The organism is Spiroplasma chrysopicola DF-1, assembly GCF_000400935.1.
GTDB lineage: Bacteria > Bacillota_I > Bacilli_A > Mycoplasmatales > Mycoplasmataceae > Spiroplasma > Spiroplasma chrysopicola.
In genome coordinates this window covers 248,539-267,238 of sequence record NC_021280.1, presented here as the reverse complement: position 1 = coordinate 267,238, position 18,700 = coordinate 248,539, and the positions used below count along the sequence as shown (strand labels likewise).

Sequence of the window (18,700 nt, the reverse complement as noted above, 5' to 3'; positions counted from 1 at the left end):
AAGAAAATATGCTATCATACAAATTTCATAACCTATAGTATCTTAATATTGACAAGACGTAGAAACGCTAGTTCATCTTACTAGCATATATAAGCTTTATTTAGTTATAAGTACAATATAACTTATCTCTTGTTATTTTGCAACTAAATTAGCCGATAATAAAAATAAAAACTAGGAATATTTTCCTAGTCTGTAAGTTAAAATTTATCAATTTTAGAACTAAATACTTTTCTTATATTTACATAAAATATTTCTGAAATATGTTTAGTATTTTTTACTCTAGTCCATAAAATTGGTCAAAATATTTTTGTATTTCAGTTATTACCCTTTCACGTGTTTTATAATAGTTTCCATCTCCAAATCTTGATATAGGCGGTAAAATCTTATTAAAATTTGTTCCTGTAGTTTTAACAATGCCATTCTCAAAACAATCTAAAATAAATTTTTTAGTTTCATCTTCTTTTAATTTTTCAGCTTGAATTATTTTTTTTAAGGATGTTACTTTTTCTTTAACGATAAATCTTCGCCAAACAGATACAATGTCTTGGACATCATTAATCCCATTAATAAAATTTCTAATTAATTCCTTCTTACTTCTTAATTGTGGCGAAGAATCAATTGCTTTATAAATTGAAATAAGAATTTCTTCATCTTTTGAATAACTTTTATGATATTTTTCCACAAGTATTAAAATGTAATCAATATTAATTTCAACCTGTTTTAATAATTCAATTTCAAAAACAACATCATCATTAATAATTTCCGCTTCACCAGCTTGGTGTTTTGATCATTGATCTTTTAAATCCAAATATCTTCCACAATAATCTTGAAAATCTCTTTCAGTAATTATCTCATTGCCCTCAAATTTATCATATGTAGTTAATAAATTACGCATTCTTAAAATTGCTCCAAAAAGAGTAATAAATTCTTTCTGTTTTTGTTCACCAATAATTGAAGATTCCCTTAAGGGGTATTTTTCAAATAATTCATCAATCATTTCAACATATCCCTTTTGTTTTTGGCCATTATGATCTGTGTAACCATGGTAATAATCATCAAACCCCTTTAATAATACAATTCCTGAAGCATCTTTATTCCCAAATAACGCTATTGCTTCATCAGTTTGTTTTTGAAGATTTCGAAAACAAACTATATTACCAAAAGTTTTAATAGAATTTAAAATCCGATTAGTTCGTGAAAAGGCTTGAATTAAACCATGCATTTTTAGATTTTTGTCAACTCAAAGTGTATTAAGTGTTGTAGCATCAAATCCTGTCAAAAACATATTAACAACAATTAATAAATCCAACTCTTTATTTTTCATTCTTAATGATAAATCTTTATAATAATTTTGGAATTTATCGCTAGAAGTATCGTAATTTGTTGAAAACATTTTATTATAATCTTTAATAACTCCCTCAAGAAAATCCCGTGATGATTGATCTAAATTAGTTGTTTCTTGACTATCTTCTTCTCCTAAAAGCCCATTACTTTCTTCTTCATTTGCAAAATAAGAATAAATTAATCCTACTTTTAAATTTTGGTCGGGTTTTTCCTGCATTTGTTTTTTAAATTCATTGTAATAAAGTTTTGCTATTTCAATTGATGAAACAGCAAAAATAGAATTAAAGCCATCAATATTAATTGATACTTTTTTTTCCATAAAGTTATAACAATTTTTATCATTAACAACATCAGCAACATTAGAAATAACATTGTGTTGAAATACCTTTTTCGTACGATATGTCTTCTGATTAAAATGATCTAAAATGTATTCTGTTACCATTTTTATTCTTCTTGGATCTGAATATACTTTTTCACGATCAATATCTCGAACTTCTTGATCTTCAATATCATCGCGGCTTGCCAATGTTGTATTATAATCAATTCGAAAAGGTAAAACATTATTATCATTTATGGCATCAACAATTGTATAGGTATGAAGTTTTTCTCCAAAAACTTGTTCAGTAGTTTTTAAAGCTGGATTTTTGGAAGCTCCAGCATTAACAGTAAAAATTGGAGTTCCTGTAAAACCAAATAAATAATATTTTTTAAAATGCTTAGTAATTGCCATATTCATTTCACCAAATTGTGAACGATGACACTCATCAAAGATAATTACTACATGTTTATCAAAAGTTTGATGAGCTTTATTTTTTGTTATAAAACGCGATAATTTTTGAATTGTTGTAATTATAATCTTTGAATTAGAATCCTCTAATTGTTTTCTTAAAATTTTTGTTGAAGTATTGGAGTTAGCGGCTCCCTCTTCAAAACGATCATATTCTCTCATTGTCTGGTAATCTAAGTCTTTGCGATCAACAACGAATAATACTTTATCAATATAAGAAATTTTACTTGCCATTCTTGCTGCTTTGAATGATGTTAATGTCTTACCAGAACCAGTGGTATGTCAAATATAACCACCTGCGGTTCTTGAACCATATTTTTTATAATTAGTGGCAATTTCAATACGATTTAAAATTCTTTCTGTTGCAACAATTTGATAAGGACGCATTACTAAAAGCATATTTTCAGAGGTAAATACACAATATTTCGTAAGAATATTCAAAAGAGTACGTTTCGAAAAAAACGTTTTTGTAAAATCTATTAAATCAGGGATAATTTTATTATTGGCATCGGCTCAAAACGAAGTAAATTCAAAACTGTGACTTGTCTTTGTTTTTTTTCCGGGGAGATTTATATCATTTATATGATTAAAGCGAGTAGTATTCGAATAATACTTTGTGCTTGTTCCATTAGAAATAACAAAAATTTGGACATATTGAAATAAACCTGTTTCTGCTCAAAAAGAATCTTTTTGATAACGGTTAATCTGATTAAATGCTTCTTTAATTGCAACACCACGGCGCTTTAATTCAACATGGACTAATGGGAAACCATTTACTAAAATAGTAACATCATAACGATTTTGATATTTGCCCTCTTTTACCTCATATTGATTAATAACTTGTAGCCTATTATTATGAATATTTTTTTTATCTAATAAATTAATATTTTTTGAAGAACCATCATCACGAATTAAAACTTGTCGATAATCTTCTTGAATTATTTTAGTTTTTTCAATAATACCATCATTCTGATTAGCCAAATTATGATTAAAAAAGTTTTCTCATTCATCATCGGAAAAATTATATTTATTTAATAGTTCTAATTGTTTTCGTAAATTTTTTCTTAAGTCAGTTCCATTGTGGACAGATAAAAATTCATATGATTGATCTTGCAATAAATTTATAAATTCTTTTTCAAGATCTGCTTCACTTTGAAAAGAATTTGCCTTTTTTATAACTGAGATATATTGACTAACAACTGTCAAATCATTACTTTCTGAAATAATATTAAAAGATGACATAACTAATTCTCCATCTCTTTAAAATTTAATAACTTATTACGATAATATTCATATTGTTTTTTTCTTACTGTAAGCTCTGATGTCAGCTCTGCTGTAAGCTCTGATGTCAGCTCTGTAAAAGAATCAAGTATTCGAACAATTTCATTTTGAATATCAATTCTAAAAAATGGGATTTTAATTTTGCTATATTCACTTATTCATTGGCGTCTATGATTACTAGGAAGATATTTTATTGATTTCATTGCATAATATAAAAACCTAAAATTAAATTTTATCTTTTGATTGGGTTTTAAAATTTTAATTGCTGACGATTTAATTTTAAAATTAAAATCAATTCAATGAAATGATGTTGTAAAATCATCAAATATAATTACTGGTTGTTCTTTTGAAGCTCAGTAAATACCATCATTTTCTTCTGTAAATCCAAGTATAAAAGTTTTTCCTGCAGTTAAAACAGGGATATTGAAGTTGGAATTATAATTTGTATCTTTAACTATATATTTATCTGGTTGCTCATATGCTAATAAATCGTTAAGTCTTCTATATTTAACAACATTACTATCAACAATTCTTTGTTTATTATCTAATATTTTTTTATTTTCATAAAATAATAAAATATTTTTTAATTTTAATTCATCTAATAATAAATTTAAAAAATATTCATATTGTTTTTTTCTTGCTTCAATCTCTGATGTCAGCTCTGATGTCAGCTCTGATGTCAGCTCTGTGAAAGAATCAAGTATCCGAACAATTTCATTTTGAACTTCTATTGGTGGAATAGGTATTTTTAAATCTAATATTTTTGACATATCAGGATGCTTTATTCCTGAGCCTCTATAAAAAGATGAAATAATATTGAGCTTATTAATAAAATAATAGTATAAAAACTTATTATTTAAAACATTTTTATCAATAGATGTTGCAATTCTATTGTCTGATGTAATAAATTTTCCATTATAATATTGTATATTTGGGTTACTGCTCCCTCCTGGTAAACAAACAATTTCCCCTTCTGTCATATAAACACCTGCAAGCTCTTTATCTGTAAATAAATTAGTAATGTTTGTAGTGAGTATTTTTACATCTCCATTTTCTTTCACAAAAGAATTTAAATCCTTTACAAAAAAATATTTATACTTAACAACTTTACTTTGTTTTATTTTATCTACTGAATTAAATTTTTTATCTCATATAGTAACTTCTCAAATTTTTTTAAAAGGAACACCTCTTGGGCAAAAATTTTCTATTAATTCATTTAATTTAATCATAATATCTTATCCTATACTTCTATTTCTTCTAAAATTTTTGCAATTTCTTCACGCAGTTTATTTTGTTTTTCAACAATTGTTTCTATTTCAGCATTGAGTTTAACAATATCAATTTCTTCAAATGTATCTTCTTTTTCAACATAAGTAGAAACAGATAAATTATAATTATTTAGAACAACTTCATCATAAGAGGCCAACTTGACAACATATTCTTTATCTGTTCTATTAATATATGCATTAATGATGTTATTTATATTATCATTTGTTAACTTATTGTTATTTGCTGCACTTAAATACTCTTTACTTGCATCAATAAATACAATGTCACTATTAATTTTAGATTTTTTTAACACCATTATACAAGTTGAAATTGTGGTACCATAAAATAAATTATCTGGTAACTGAATAATACAATCAATAAAGTTGTTATCAACAAGGTATTTTCTTATTTTTTGTTCTGCACCAGCTCGATACATTATTCCAGGAAAACAAACAATTGCTGCAGTCCCGGTATTAGATAACCATGATACTGAGTGCATAATAAAAGCTAAATCTGCTTTACTTTTTGGTGCTAGAACTCCAGCTGGACTAAAACGAGGATCATTAATAAGAAGTGGATTACTATCACCATCTCACTTAGTTGAATAAGGAGGATTAGAAACTATTACATCAAAAGGTTCATCATCTCAATGCTTTGGGGCTATTAAAGTATCTTCACATGCAATATTAAACTTTTCAAAACCTACATCATGTAAAAACATATTTATTCGACATAAGTTATAAGTTGTGATGTTTTTTTCCTGACCAAAAAAACCTTGTTTAATATTTTCTTTACCCAATATTTTTATTGCTTGTAATAACAAAGAACCTGAACCACAAGCTGGATCATAAACTTTATTGACTTTTTCTTTTCCAGTTAAAGCTAATCTAGCCAGAAGTTCTGACACTTCTTGCGGTGTAAAAAATTCTCCCCCAGATTTTCCAGCGTTACTTGCATACATTGTCATTAAGTATTCATATGCATCACCAAAGGCATCAATTGTATTGTTTTGATAATTTCCTAATTTCATATTTCCAATTGAATTTAAAATTTTACAAAGATTTTTATTTCTTTTTTCAACAGTAGCACCTAATTTATTAGAATTAACATCAAGGTCATCAAATAATCCTGAAAAATTTCTTTCGGATTCTGTTCCTTTTGCTGATTGTTCAATATTTCTAAATACTCTTTCCAGTGTTTCATTTAGATTTTCATTATTATCTGCATTTTCTCAAACATTACAAAATAGTTCAGAAGGTAAAATAAAAAATCCTTTTTCTGCTATTAAGCCTTCCCTTGAACTTTCTACATCATTATCTAAACTTTTTTCATAATTAAATAATTTATTACCTGCATCATGTTCACCTTTATTAATATACATTGCTAAATTTTCTGAAATATAACGATAAAACATTATTCCTAGTACATATTGTTTAAAGTCTCAACCGTCAACAGCTCCACGTAAATCATTTGCAATATTTCAAATTGAGCGATGAAGTTCATCACGTTCTAGTTCTTTCTTTAAATTTATTCCCATTTTATAATCCTCCTATTTTATATTTTATAAATATTTATAATATTTATTTTAATTTAAATCTATCATAATCTTTCTAATTTTTGCAACATTAAATAACCATATCTTAGAATTAAATACCTTGTTTATTGATTATTTTCTTTAATTAATTTTTTATTAATCATATCTATTATACATTAATCAATTATTTATAAGAATTTTTAAGATTAAAATGTACAAATTAAAACTAGATTTTACAGCTAGTCCTTTTTAAATTTCAATAATTTTACTATTAGTTGCTTTGGCATAATGATCAAAGACTTTATTATTGGCTAATTCTTCTTCTGATAACACTAAATTATATGAATAATAATGGTTTAAGACTTTGGTCATATGATGTTTATTAATTGGACAAACAATCACTAAATTACTAATATCTAAAAAACTATTTTTAATAATTTCCAATGTATCCTTAATATTATCAGCTTTACAAACATCAATATTATCTAAAAAAATAATTGTTTTCTTTTGCACTTCTAAATTACTAATATCAGAAGCGGGAGTAAATGGTAATTTTGAGGCAAAAATATTAATTACTTTCATCCGCATTTTTTTATTCATATATACTTTATAATTAGCTAATGAAACTAACCGCCCAATTAATAACGACCCATAATCATGGTGGCGATTTTGTTCAATCTTTTGACAATCAACATAAGAACTATTATAGTTTTTATCTTGATCATAGAACTGTCAACAATGAGATAAAATCGCATCTTTTTTAATATTTGAATCAATAAATAAGATGTTTTCGGCATCATTATTATTAATCATTTCCCCAATTGTATCAATAATCATTGTAATCGCTTGTTGTGTTTCTCCATCAGGATTTATTTTCGTTTTTAATAGTTCTTCACGAGCATCATATTTTGCTCTTTTTAAATTAGTTTTTCATTGTGAAAATAAATAAATCCAATAACACAATAAGAAAACTAAATAACCAAAAATTGCTAACCCAAAAAATAATCAATTGGCTCAACTTGTCATAACTTCATAAAAAATATCATAAGCACTATTAAATAGATTCATCTCTTTGCGCCACCTAACTAATTAATTTTTGTTACTATTTTTAATACCTTTATATTATATTATTATTTACCCCCAATTACTAGTTATCAACATACTTTACCTAAATTAACGATTACTTTTCTTCCTTACTTTAAAATCCGAATAAACAATTATTGATTCAAAAAATGATGAAATTCTGCTAATACTTTTTGCTCCGAAAAAGTCAGTAATTGATCATCTTTTATTAATTGTTCAAAATTAGTTAAGGTATATAATGGGATTCCTAATTCAGCAAATGAATCTTTCGCTTTATTTAACTGATAACTAAAAATAGCTAAAACCCCCACCACTTCTATGCCCGCTTGTTGTAAGGCTTTAACAACACCAATTACTGAACCACCTGTTGAAATCAAATCTTCAATAACAAGCCCTTTTTGGCCGACTTGATAAACCCCTTCAATTTGATTTTCCTTACCATGATCTTTTTTTGCACTACGAACATAACCTAATGGCAACTGTAATAAATGGGATAAAAAAGCGGCATGCGCAATTCCTGCTGTTGCTGTTCCAAAAATAACCTTAATTTCATCAGCTTTAAAATGCTTATTAATTAATTGCTGGAAAGACTGACTAATTTTTCATCGTAAATCCGGATATCCCATTATTAAGCGATTATCAATATAAATTGGTGACTTAATCCCTGAGGCTCAAGTATATAACTGGTTAGTATTAATACTAATTGCTTTTATTTTAATTAATTCTCCTAAAATTTTATTCATTTTCTACCCTCTCTTTTTCTAAAAACTGAGCTGTCATTTCTTGATAAACTTGATAAGGATTATCAGCTAAAGTAATTGCCCGACCAACAACTAAATAATCTGCCCCTAATTGCTGTGTTGCTTTAACAGTTGTTGTTCGTTTTTGATCAGTTTCTTGTCCTCTCATTTGAATCCCCGGTGTTATTGTTTTTAACTGGTGATATGTTCTTTTAATCATTTGTACTTCATGGGGCGAACAAATAACTCCATAAAAATCATATTCAACAGCTAAACTAGCTAAATTCATTACTAGCTGCTCACTTGTTAAAGTTTGGCAACCAAATATTTCTTGTAAATCCTCATCATCCAAACTCGTTAAAACAGTTACTCCTAATAATTTTGTTCCTGTTGATTTACTAATTTCTTGGGCCTTCTCCAAAGCTTGTCGCCCACTTGTTAAATGAATTGTCAAAAAGTCAACTTGATATTGGTTTAAAGCAATAAGCGCTTTATGAATTGTGATTGGAATATCATGTAATTTTAAATCCAGAAAAATTTGATGACCTGCTTTTTTTAATTCATTAATAATTTCAAAACCAATTCCATAAATTAACTCCATTCCTAATTTTAAAAACAACGGTTTTGGGGGAAACTTATCTAAAAAAGTCATTAATTGTTGACGACTATTAAAATCACAAGCAATAATTATTTTATTCATAATCTTTTCTCCTTGGTTGAGCCAAACCAATTATTTCTTCAATACTATTTAAATTATTAGCAATGCAATATTCTTTTAACTTCCTCTTAATTTCTGTAATCATCTCTGGGCTGCGAAATATGCTTGTCCCTATCCCAACAACACTAGCCCCCGCCATCATAAACTCTAAAACATCTTCATAACAGCTAACTCCCCCAATCCCAATGATTGGGATTTTAACAACACTAGCAACTTCATAAACCATCCGAACCGCAATGGGTTTAATACATGGCCCACTTAATCCCCCAATAATATTACCAAGGGTTGGTTTTCCAGTTTGGTAATTAATTTGCATTGCCGGAATTGTGTTAATCAAACTAATCCCATCCGCTTTTTCTTCCTCACAAATTAAAGCAAACTTTTTAATATCACTAACAGCTGGGGATAATTTTACAATTAATTTTTTATCTGGTAAAACAGCACGAACAGCACGAACAACTTTACGCGTTAATTCTAAATCCGTTCCAAATAATATTCCCCCTGCTTTGACATTTGGACAAGAAATATTTAGTTCAACAAAAGCAATGACCTTAATCTTATTAATTGCAGCCGCTAAAGTTTGATACTCTTCAATTGTTTTACCATTTAAATTAACCATAACCGGGATTTTAAAAGCTTTAAATGTTGGAACAATGTCGCTAACAAATTGATCAAAACCAGAATTTTCTAATCCAATCGCATTAATAATCCCACCCGTAACTTCGGCTAAACGGGGTTGGGGATTACCACTTCGAGGTTCTAAAGTAATCCCTTTTGTTGTTAAGATTCCTAATTCATTAACATCAAAAAAATCTTGATAACATTCCCCATAACCAAATGTTCCACTGGCTGTTGTTAAGGGACAATTTAACTTAAATCCCAAAAAATTAACTGTTAACATTTATTCACCCTCCTGTTCTATGTACTTATTAATGATGACCGGGCCATCAATACAAAGTTTATAACTAGTATTATCTTTGATAATCGTACAGCCCATACAAGCCCCAACCCCACAACCCATTCTACTTTCATAAGATAATTGGGTTGAAATATTATTTTGTTCTCCCAACTTTGCAATTTGATTTAAAACAACACTAGGCCCACAACCAATAATCACCTTTGGCTTGTGTTGTTGTAAATATTCTTTTAAAGCTTCAATTACATTTTGTTGCTTTCCAATTGAACCATCATCAGTTACTAATATTAATTTTTGCAATTGAGAAAACATTGCTGCAACTGTTAATGCTGCTTGGTTTTGACCCCCAAAAATTACTTGATACTTTTTCTCAGTTTTTTCTAACTGATCAATTAAACACTTCATTGGGGCAATCCCAATTCCCCCAGCAACAATCAAAATATCATTTATCTCATCAATTTGAAAACCTTGACCATGGGGGCCTTGCATTGTCACAATTTGACCAATTTTTCACTGCTGGGCCATGTATCATGTTCCTAAACCTTTGCTTTGATAATAAATCTGCACTGTCTGTTCGGTTTTATTAATATCAAAAAAACTAAATGGGCGTTTTAAGAAAAACTGTGCAGCAGGTTCAATTAAAACAAACTGACCCGGTTCGGCTAATTGACTTATGATTGGGGCTTTAAAAGTTGCCAATCATAAGTCACCACTTAATTGTTGATTTGCTAATAAAACTACTTTTTCTTCAACCTGTTTTACCATTTTATTCATCCTCCGTTAAATAGTGAATATTACCGTTATAAACATTAATTATTGGCCAACCAACTAATTTTTCACCAATAAAAGGAGTATTTTTTCCTTTTGATTTTAAGAGAGTTGATGTGACAATTTTATTAAGGGCTAAATCAATAATTGTAAAATTAGCTTTTTGATTAACCTCTAGTTCCACTGGATCATGATTAATTAATTTTTGGGGATTAACTGTTAAAGCAGCAATTATTGTTGCTAAGTCAACTAATTTTGGGCGGACTAATTTTGTATATAAAACTGGGAATGTTAATTGTAAGCCAATTACTCCCATTACTCCTGTTGCAAAAGAATCTTTTTCAACTGGTAAATGGGGAGCATGATCAGTGGCAATCACATCAATAACCCCTTCATTTAATCCCCTAATTAAACTGCGCTGATCTTTTTTTAAATTAAGGGGCGGATTCATCATATAATTGCCATTATTATTTTTGATATCTTTAATTGAAAGCGTTAAATGATGGGGTGTAACCTCACAAGATAATTTGGGGTTTTTCTTTTTATATTTACGTACTAATTTAACACTTTTTGCTGTTGAGATATGACACAAGTGATATCCCAAACCCTTCTTATTAATCAATCGTAAATCTCTTGCTAAGGGTTCCCCTTCGTATCTTCAATTAACACCCTTTAAATGAAACTTTTTTGCGCTCCGCTTATTTAAGATAACTTTTTCTTTTAATAGTTTTTGACGACTATCAACATGCAACGATACTAACTTTTTCTCTTTATCTGCATACTCTAAAACAGCCAATAAAATTTCTTCATTCACCAAATAATTGCCATCATCACTAAAACCAATTACATAATCTTTTAATTCATTTCAAGGGGCTGGTACTATTCCCGCTAAATTCTTTGTAATCGCGGCAAAAAACTGAATATTAATTGGTAATAAAACGGTTTTTGTTAATAAAGCTTTTAAAAGTTTTAAATTATCAATTGTTGGAATTGTATTAGCCATCAAACAAACTGTTTGATACCCCCCATATAAGGCACTCAAGGAACCTGTCACGAAATCTTCTTTTGTTGTTTGGCCTGGTTCGCGGAAATGGGCATGTAAATCAATAAAACTGGGAACAATAATTGCTGATGGAGGTAATTTAATTTCGGTCCCAATAATTTCAGGGCCAATATTAATAATTTTATTGTTTTCAATTGTAATATTTTGGTTAATAAATTCTTGCTGGTAATAAATCTGTCCGTGACTGAAAGTGTAGATCATTTTACTGACCCTCTAAAGCATTATTAATTAAAGCCATACGAATAAAAACACCATTTGACATTTGGGCAAAGATTTTCGAGCGCGAACATTCTACAACTTCATCATCAATTTCAATGCCTCGATTAAAGGGGGCTGGGTGCATAATTATCGCTGTTGGTTTCATTGTTGCCACAAGGGGTAAAGTTAATTTATAATTTTGTAAATAAGCAAGATGGTATTTTTCATTATCCTCAAAGCGTTCAAATTGATAGCGTAATATCATCACGACATCCATTTTGGCTAATCCTGTTTTAAAATCAATTTGTTGAACATTAGGGATTTGTAATTCTTTGATTCCTGTGACATAAACATTCATCCCTAATTTTTGCATAATTTGAATGTTTGTTTTGGCAACACGTGAGTTCTTGATATCTCCAACAATCATAATGCTTAACCCCTCAAACTGATTAAAATGTTCTTTAATTGTTAATAAGTCTAATAAACTTTGGGTGGGATGATTACCACTACCATCCCCACCATTAATAATTGGGGTTGATATTTTTGTTGCTAATTGTTCGTAATAATTGTTCTGATGATGGCGAATAATAATGGCATCTACACCTAATGCTTCAAAAGTCTTTATTGTATCATACAAACTTTCCCCTTTTTTTGTGGCACTAAAACTTTCATTAAAATTTAATGTTTTACACCCTAATTTGTGGGCTGCAACAACAAATGAATAATGTGTTCGTGTTGATGGTTCAAAAAATAAATTAGCGACAATTTTATTTTGCTGATAATCAATTTGTTTCTCTTTATTTTTAAACTCTAAGGCGCTTGTTAACAAGACATTAATATCTTCTTCTTGTCAGTCATCTAAATTAAATAAACTCTTTTTCATTTTTGTTCCTTCTTTCTAGCAATTAAATGGCATAAAAAAACTTACTTAATTAATAATCAAATTTTGTTATTAATTAAGTAAGTTTTAAAACTATTGGGAGAGAATAAATTAAATAAAAGATGAATAATAAAACTAGTCATTAGCAGGCGATCTGTTTTGACCTGATTTTGATTTTTTAGTTCCGATTTTTTTCATCTTTGCATTTATCTTCACCTTAATTATATATATTATCAAAAAAATATTTTTTGTAAAGGATAAAATTAACTTTCTAATAAAAAGTTATTTTCCGAACTCTTAATTAAAACTTATGATATTGTTGATATACCATTCAATATTCATAACCTCCCGCTAGGTTTTTAACATTTTTAAACCCATGGGCTTGTAGAATTAAAGTTGCATTATATGAACGTGCTCCTGAACGACAATGGACAAGATATTTTTGTGCTGGATTTAATTCGCTAATACGATGACGTAATTGATCTCATGGGATATTAATTGACCCGGGAATTTGACCCATTGCTGTTAATTCGGTTGGTTTACGAACATCTAAAATTTTTCACCCTTGTGCTTGTAAAGTTTCAACATCTTCGACATAAGCAATTTGATAAGTTTGTGATAAAATAAGGCGTGCTGCCCGACCAGCCATATTAATTACATCAAAAGAATTATCAACAACAGGATTATAGGCGACTTGATATTCAACTAAATCAAAGATGGTTTGTTTGGCATACATCACAATTGCTAAATAAGTAATCCGTTTTTCAGTGCTTTCTGGGCCAACTGCTTGTGCTCCTAAAATAGAACCTTCTTTAGTAAATAATAGTTTAAATCAAATAAACTCTCCCCCAAGTAACCCTAATTTATTTTGTTTGGCAACAACAACTTTGTGATAGTTAATTCCTTCCTCTTGCAATTGTTTTTCCGTTTTACCAATTGCGGCAATTGTTGTTGAAAAAATACTAATTGCATTTGTTCCTTGACTACCCTTGTATTCATCCTTAATTTGATAAATATGATTAGCAACAACAACTGCTTGACGAGAAGCCGGAGTAGCTAAAGCAATTCGGACAGGATTACCGTCAAGATCAAATGTTTCAGCAATATCACCAATTGCATAAATATCGGCAATATTAGTTGCCTGGTGTTTATCTGTTTTTATTCCTCCCGTTTGACCGATTGCAATACCATTTTGACGATAAATTTCTACCTCTGGGCGAACGCCAATTGTTAAAAATGTTAAATCCGTTTTAATTTTCTCCCCATCTGCTAAAATAATTGTTTTACCATTATCAGCAAAACTTGCTAAACTTTTTTGTAATTTTAAGGTAATCCCTTTTTCTAATAAGGCTTTATGCCCTCAAGCCGCAATATCTTTATCAACGGTTAAAAATAATTGATCTTGAGCATCAATAATTGTGACATTTTTAACTCCTCTAATTTTAAAATTTTCGGCAATTTCGACCCCAATAAAACCTCCACCAACAATGACAACATTTTCTGGTTCACCATGGTTTTTAAAATATTCATCAACCGCTAAAATATCATCAGGTGTTTTTAACGAAAAAACATTATTGCTTTCTGCTAGCCCTGGAATGTTTGGTCGTAAAGCAGGTGCCCCAGCCGCAATAATTAAAACATCATAATTATCACTAAATTCTGTTCCTGTTAATAAATTTCTCACCTTGATTGTTTTGGTTTTAACATCTAAGTCAAATACTTCATGTTTAACAAAAACATCGAAATTATAATTTGCTTTTAAAGCTTCCGGGGTATTTAAGATTAAACTATCAAAGTTTTTAATCTTATGGGAAAAATAATATGGTAAGCCACAATTTGAATAAGACACAAACCCTGATTTTTCATAAACAGTAATTTGAGCTGTTTCATCTAACCGACGACATTTTGCGGCAGCACCAGCACCCCCAGCGCCTCCACCAATAATAACAATTTTTTTCATAATATAATTACTCCTTTGCAAATTAATAATTAATTACTACTATGCTTATTATAGCAAAATATTTGTTCTGCTAATGTTTTTGCCTAGGAAAGGAAAAAAATCAGAATATTTTACTCTGATTTTATTGCAACTGTTTTACTTTTTTTAACATGACGATAAATATAATATCCGCCAACTCCGCTTGCGACAATAACTATTGTTGGGATTAGGGTTGTTAATAAAATAATAATTCACTTGTTATGTTTAATTGGCATATTTTGATTAAAAACCTTACTAAAATCAAGAACTGTACTATCTTTACCATATCAATTAAGGGCTGTTGTAATATCTTGACTTGTAGGAAAAATAAATTCAATAATTTGTGGTGTTGCTTGGGCTTCATAAAAAGATTGCACTGATGTTGATGTTCCAAACATATAATAACCAAATTTAGTTTTCCCAGTTACATCAGTTGTAAAAGTATCTGTTAATGGAAAAACTTCAATTGGCACTTCTTGCGGAACAATATGAAATCAGTCACTATAATCATTAACGGTTTTTTTAACAGTTTGTGCTAACTTATTTAAATTGCTTTCTTTTTCACGCGGATGGGGTTTATACAAAATGTTTGTTAATCCATCATTTTGGTAAAACTTATTATAATTATTAACAATTACTGCCACTTCATTTGCTAAGGCTGTTGATTCACTCATTAAAGAACCCGAATAAACAATATTTCTTTTATCAATTGTATAAGAAAAATCAAAGGTATTTAAATTATAAGCTGCTTTAAAAACATTCTGAGTTGCTGGGGTCATTGCTGTTCAAGCTTGGTGCAGTCCTGTCCCAATTTCATTTCAAGCTCGTGGTGATGTTGTTCCTTCTAAATAGTATTGATCTGTTCCAACTCAACTATTAACTTTGTTAAAACCTTGGCCAAAATTTGTAATTGCTGGCAAATACTGACTAGCTCCTATTAAATCATTGCTGGTATAATCAGCTGTTATTTTTGCCCCCGCAAAAAGATTTTGTCAAATTTTACTGTAATATTCTTTTGTAGCACTAGATAACTGATCAAGATACTGTTGAGTTTTGGCAGTAAAAACAAAATGGCCAACTCCATCAGTTGGAAAGGTAATAGAATCTATCACTGCTCATGAATCTGATAAATCACTAATCATTTGTGTGGGACGAATTTGTCCTAATGCAAAATCTTCAATGTAAACATCTATTTTCTGGTTTGGTTGTAATTTATCTTTTACCGCCTTTAAATCTTGATCAGTAATATATTCTTGCGTTTGTGAGCGACCAAAATGAAAATTAGGAAAGTGCGCTGTAATCGCCGATCAATTAATTATCCCAATTGCATCACTATCTTTAATTCCCGGACTTAAATAAAAATAAACTTCCTTATTTGGATTTTGAGCTGTTAATAAAGCCGACAATAACTCTTGAATCGCAATAAAAGCGCCATTACGGCCAATAAAATAAACTGAGATATTATTTATTTTTTCATTTGATAAATTTTCTGTAACATTATTTAAAATTCCCTGCCCTGCCCGAGAGGTTTTTGTTTCTAACGATTCTTTCTGAAAGACTGGGATTTGTCCAGCAAAGCTACTAGTTACCATACAGATAGCACCTGATATTAATAATAATTTTTTCATATTTTATATTTCTCCTAGATAATAATTTTTAGTATTTTTGAATTCAAGAAAAATAAGATTTTTTGTTTTTTTATCCTAGCTTTTCTTTTACCATCGTTTTAATTGGTTGATAAGTTTTGCGATGAATTTTTGTATACCCATGTTTTTTTAACATTGCCAAATGATGTTTTGTACCATAACCTTTATTTTGATTAAAATGATATTGGGGAAATTGCCGATGATATGCTTGCATTAGATTATCACGGTATACTTTTGCTAAAATTGAAGCGGCCCCAATAGTTTGTGATAAATTATCACCATCAATAATTGGAATGAAATCAAATTTAGAATCAATTTTTTCAGCATCAGTTAAAATTAAATCTGGTTTAATTGTTAATCCTAAAATTGCCCGTTCCATCCCAACAATGCTAGCACGTTTTGGATTTAACTGTTCAACTTCTTCGACCGACATTACAACAATTTGATAACTAATTGCCACGTTGATAATCTCTTCGTATAATTCAAGTCGTTTTTTTTCTGTTAGTTTTTTACTATCTCTAATTGCAACGTTTTGATAGTCTAGGGGTAAAATAACAGCACCAACTACTAATGGTCCTGCTAAACATCCCCGTCCTGCTTCATCTGTTCCAGCTAAATATTGAATTGGTTTATGGTTCTTTAAAAGGTTTTGCTCAAATTTATTCATTGTTATCCTCTGATGGTCTTTCAAATGAAACTAGTCCTAACTTGTTATTTCAAACTTGGTTTAAAAAATCGTTGACAATCCGCTCAATATTATCCTCACTTTTAACTTTAAATTTATTTGTTTGCATTTCCAACATTAAATTAAAGAGTGTTACTTCATCTTCAAGATTAAGGTCAGGATTATAAGTTAGTTGATAAATCTGCGCTAAAGGGTTAAAGTAATGCTGGTAAAAAAATTTTAATGCCCCAAAAGCAACTTCTTCTTTTGGTAAAATATCTTCTTTAATTGATCGGGTAAAAGCAAGATTTAAAGCAACTTGCGGGTCATCAAACTTTGGCCATAAAATTCCTGGGGTATCAACTAAATCAATTTGATCGTTTAATTTTAATCATTGCTGTCCCTTTGTTACTCCTGGCTTATTCCCAACTTTTGCTGACTGACGTTTAATTAAAGCATTAATAAAAGTTGACTTACCAACATTTGGAATTCCAATAATTAAAACTTTTAGTTTAGGGTTTTTAATTCCCCTTGTAAGCGCTTTTTCAATTTTTGGGGCCAAAACTTCGTAAATCTTAGCAATTATTTCTTTTTTAATTTGTAAATCTTTACTATTTAAAGTAATTGCTGTTTGACCTTGTTGTTTATAATAGTTAATTCATTGTCCCGTAATTTTGGGATCAGCAAGATCTTTTTTATTTAAAATAATCAACTTTGGTTTATTGGCAAAAATCTTATCAACTAAGGGGTTACGTGATGAAATTGGGATACGACTATCAACAATTTCAATAACTAAATCTATTAACTTATTCTGTTCATCTAATTGGCGAATTGTTTTCGCCATATGACCAGGAAACCAATGGATATTTGCTTTCATATTACCCCTCAAACTTTCTTACTTTAATTATAACGAAATAAAAAAATCCTTACAAAATTATAAGGATTTTTTTTCATAATCACTAACTCATTCAATGCTTACTTTATCAATCCGTTTACCACTAATAAAGTCTTTAAAAAAGTTAGTACAAGCAACCGTTAAATCAGAAATTTCATTAATTTGGATTGCTTTGGTAATTGCCATAATTTTAATTAAACAGTTAACAATATCATTAACCTTCATTGGTTCTTTTGGCGTCAGACCATAACCTTCCTCTAATTTCTTTTTGTATTTTTTAACTAAAAATTCAAATATTTTAACAGCGACACTTTCCTCATTACCATCAACATTAAAGATTCCTAACATTTGGGTATGTCAATAAACATCTTGGTCAAAAGGAGTAAAGGGAGTAATATCAGGAGTTACCATAATTTCAACTCCTTCAAAACGTGTTGCTTTATATTTTCAATATAAATTACTTGGAATTCCAGTAACTAGTTCTGGTAAATTAAATAAATTTGCCAAAACCATAGTTCGTAAACTATCTGGTAATCCAATTATTAAAATTTTTTTATTCTTAAATTTTGTTAATTCTCCAGTTCAATCACTGTTAAGAAATTCTTGGTTATCTTCTAGCAATAATTTATCAGAATCAAGAATTTGACACTTGATTCCTTTGTTTTTATAAAATTCAACCCAAGCATCTGTTTGCTTGGCGTCTGCTCTGTGTGGATTTGTTAAAAATATTAGTCGTTTTTTATTCCCCAAAGCATGGTAATCCAATAAATTTGCCCCGGAAAAAGGAATTCTGGCATCAACAATTTCAACCACTACATCCATTTCCTTAGCTAAATCTAAAATCTTTTTACTAATTTTGATAAATTTAGAGGACACTAATTCACCTTGTTCTGCGTGCATAACTAATATACCTCCTCGTGCTATTAAATTATTGTT

At 29.2% G+C, this 18,700-nt stretch carries 15 protein-coding genes; all 15 read right to left on the bottom strand.

Annotation, left to right across the window (positions count from 1 at the left end):
• Positions 1–274 precede the first annotated feature (274 nt).
• The 15 genes from SCHRY_RS01290 to SCHRY_RS01220 all read right to left on the bottom strand — a co-directional run bounded on the left by SCHRY_RS01290 (position 275) and on the right by SCHRY_RS01220 (position 18,664).
• Positions 275–3,373 (bottom strand): type I restriction endonuclease subunit R, encoded by a 3,099-nt coding sequence (locus SCHRY_RS01290; protein WP_016338665.1) that lies wholly within the window; start codon positions 3,371–3,373, stop codon positions 275–277.
• Between the two features lie 2 nt (positions 3,374–3,375).
• Complete coding sequence (locus SCHRY_RS05440; protein ID WP_016338664.1) at positions 3,376–4,641, bottom strand: restriction endonuclease subunit S; 1,266 nt, start codon at positions 4,639–4,641, stop codon at positions 3,376–3,378.
• Positions 4,642–4,652: 11 nt separating this feature from the next.
• Positions 4,653–6,218 carry a type I restriction-modification system subunit M gene (locus SCHRY_RS01280; RefSeq protein ID WP_016338663.1) on the bottom strand — a complete coding sequence of 522 codons (1,566 nt, stop codon included), beginning with the start codon at positions 6,216–6,218 and terminating at the stop codon, positions 4,653–4,655.
• A 246-nt stretch (positions 6,219–6,464) separates the two neighbouring features.
• Positions 6,465–7,283 (bottom strand): P-loop NTPase fold protein, encoded by an 819-nt coding sequence (locus SCHRY_RS01275; protein WP_016338662.1) that lies wholly within the window; start codon positions 7,281–7,283, stop codon positions 6,465–6,467.
• Between the two features lie 149 nt (positions 7,284–7,432).
• The gene (gene pyrE / locus SCHRY_RS01270; protein ID WP_016338661.1) at positions 7,433–8,041 is read right to left on the bottom strand and encodes an orotate phosphoribosyltransferase; all 609 of its coding nucleotides are present in this window, start codon (positions 8,039–8,041) and stop codon (positions 7,433–7,435) included.
• Complete coding sequence (pyrF, locus tag SCHRY_RS01265) at positions 8,034–8,738, bottom strand: orotidine-5'-phosphate decarboxylase (RefSeq protein ID WP_016338660.1); 705 nt, start codon at positions 8,736–8,738, stop codon at positions 8,034–8,036. Before pyrF ends, pyrE begins: the two co-directional genes overlap by 8 nt.
• Entirely contained in the window at positions 8,731–9,657 is a 927-nt protein-coding gene (locus SCHRY_RS01260) for a dihydroorotate dehydrogenase (RefSeq protein WP_016338659.1), read from the bottom strand. The genes pyrF and SCHRY_RS01260 overlap by 8 nt, the downstream gene beginning before the upstream one ends.
• Positions 9,658–10,437, bottom strand: a complete 780-nt coding sequence (locus tag SCHRY_RS01255; RefSeq protein WP_016338658.1) for an iron-sulfur cluster-binding protein — start codon at positions 10,435–10,437, stop codon at positions 9,658–9,660.
• A gap of 1 nt (position 10,438) precedes the next feature.
• Positions 10,439–11,704: a dihydroorotase gene (locus tag SCHRY_RS01250; RefSeq protein ID WP_016338657.1), complete on the bottom strand. Its 1,266-nt coding sequence runs from the start codon at positions 11,702–11,704 to the stop codon at positions 10,439–10,441.
• A 1-nt stretch (position 11,705) separates the two neighbouring features.
• Positions 11,706–12,584 (bottom strand): aspartate carbamoyltransferase catalytic subunit, encoded by an 879-nt coding sequence (locus SCHRY_RS01245; protein WP_016338656.1) that lies wholly within the window; start codon positions 12,582–12,584, stop codon positions 11,706–11,708.
• Positions 12,585–12,882: 298 nt separating this feature from the next.
• Positions 12,883–14,541, bottom strand: a complete 1,659-nt coding sequence (locus tag SCHRY_RS01240) for an FAD-dependent oxidoreductase (RefSeq protein WP_016338655.1) — start codon at positions 14,539–14,541, stop codon at positions 12,883–12,885.
• Between the two features lie 110 nt (positions 14,542–14,651).
• Positions 14,652–16,187, bottom strand: coding sequence for a polysialyltransferase family glycosyltransferase (locus SCHRY_RS01235; protein ID WP_016338654.1), 1,536 nt, complete (start codon positions 16,185–16,187; stop codon positions 14,652–14,654).
• Between the two features lie 70 nt (positions 16,188–16,257).
• Positions 16,258–16,872 carry a ribonuclease HII gene (locus tag SCHRY_RS01230; protein ID WP_016338653.1) on the bottom strand — a complete coding sequence of 205 codons (615 nt, stop codon included), beginning with the start codon at positions 16,870–16,872 and terminating at the stop codon, positions 16,258–16,260.
• Complete coding sequence (gene ylqF / locus SCHRY_RS01225; RefSeq protein WP_016338652.1) at positions 16,865–17,746, bottom strand: ribosome biogenesis GTPase YlqF; 882 nt, start codon at positions 17,744–17,746, stop codon at positions 16,865–16,867. The genes SCHRY_RS01230 and ylqF overlap by 8 nt, the downstream gene beginning before the upstream one ends.
• A gap of 57 nt (positions 17,747–17,803) precedes the next feature.
• Positions 17,804–18,664 (bottom strand): P-loop NTPase family protein, encoded by an 861-nt coding sequence (locus SCHRY_RS01220; RefSeq protein WP_016338651.1) that lies wholly within the window; start codon positions 18,662–18,664, stop codon positions 17,804–17,806.
• Positions 18,665–18,700: the final 36 nt, after the last annotated feature.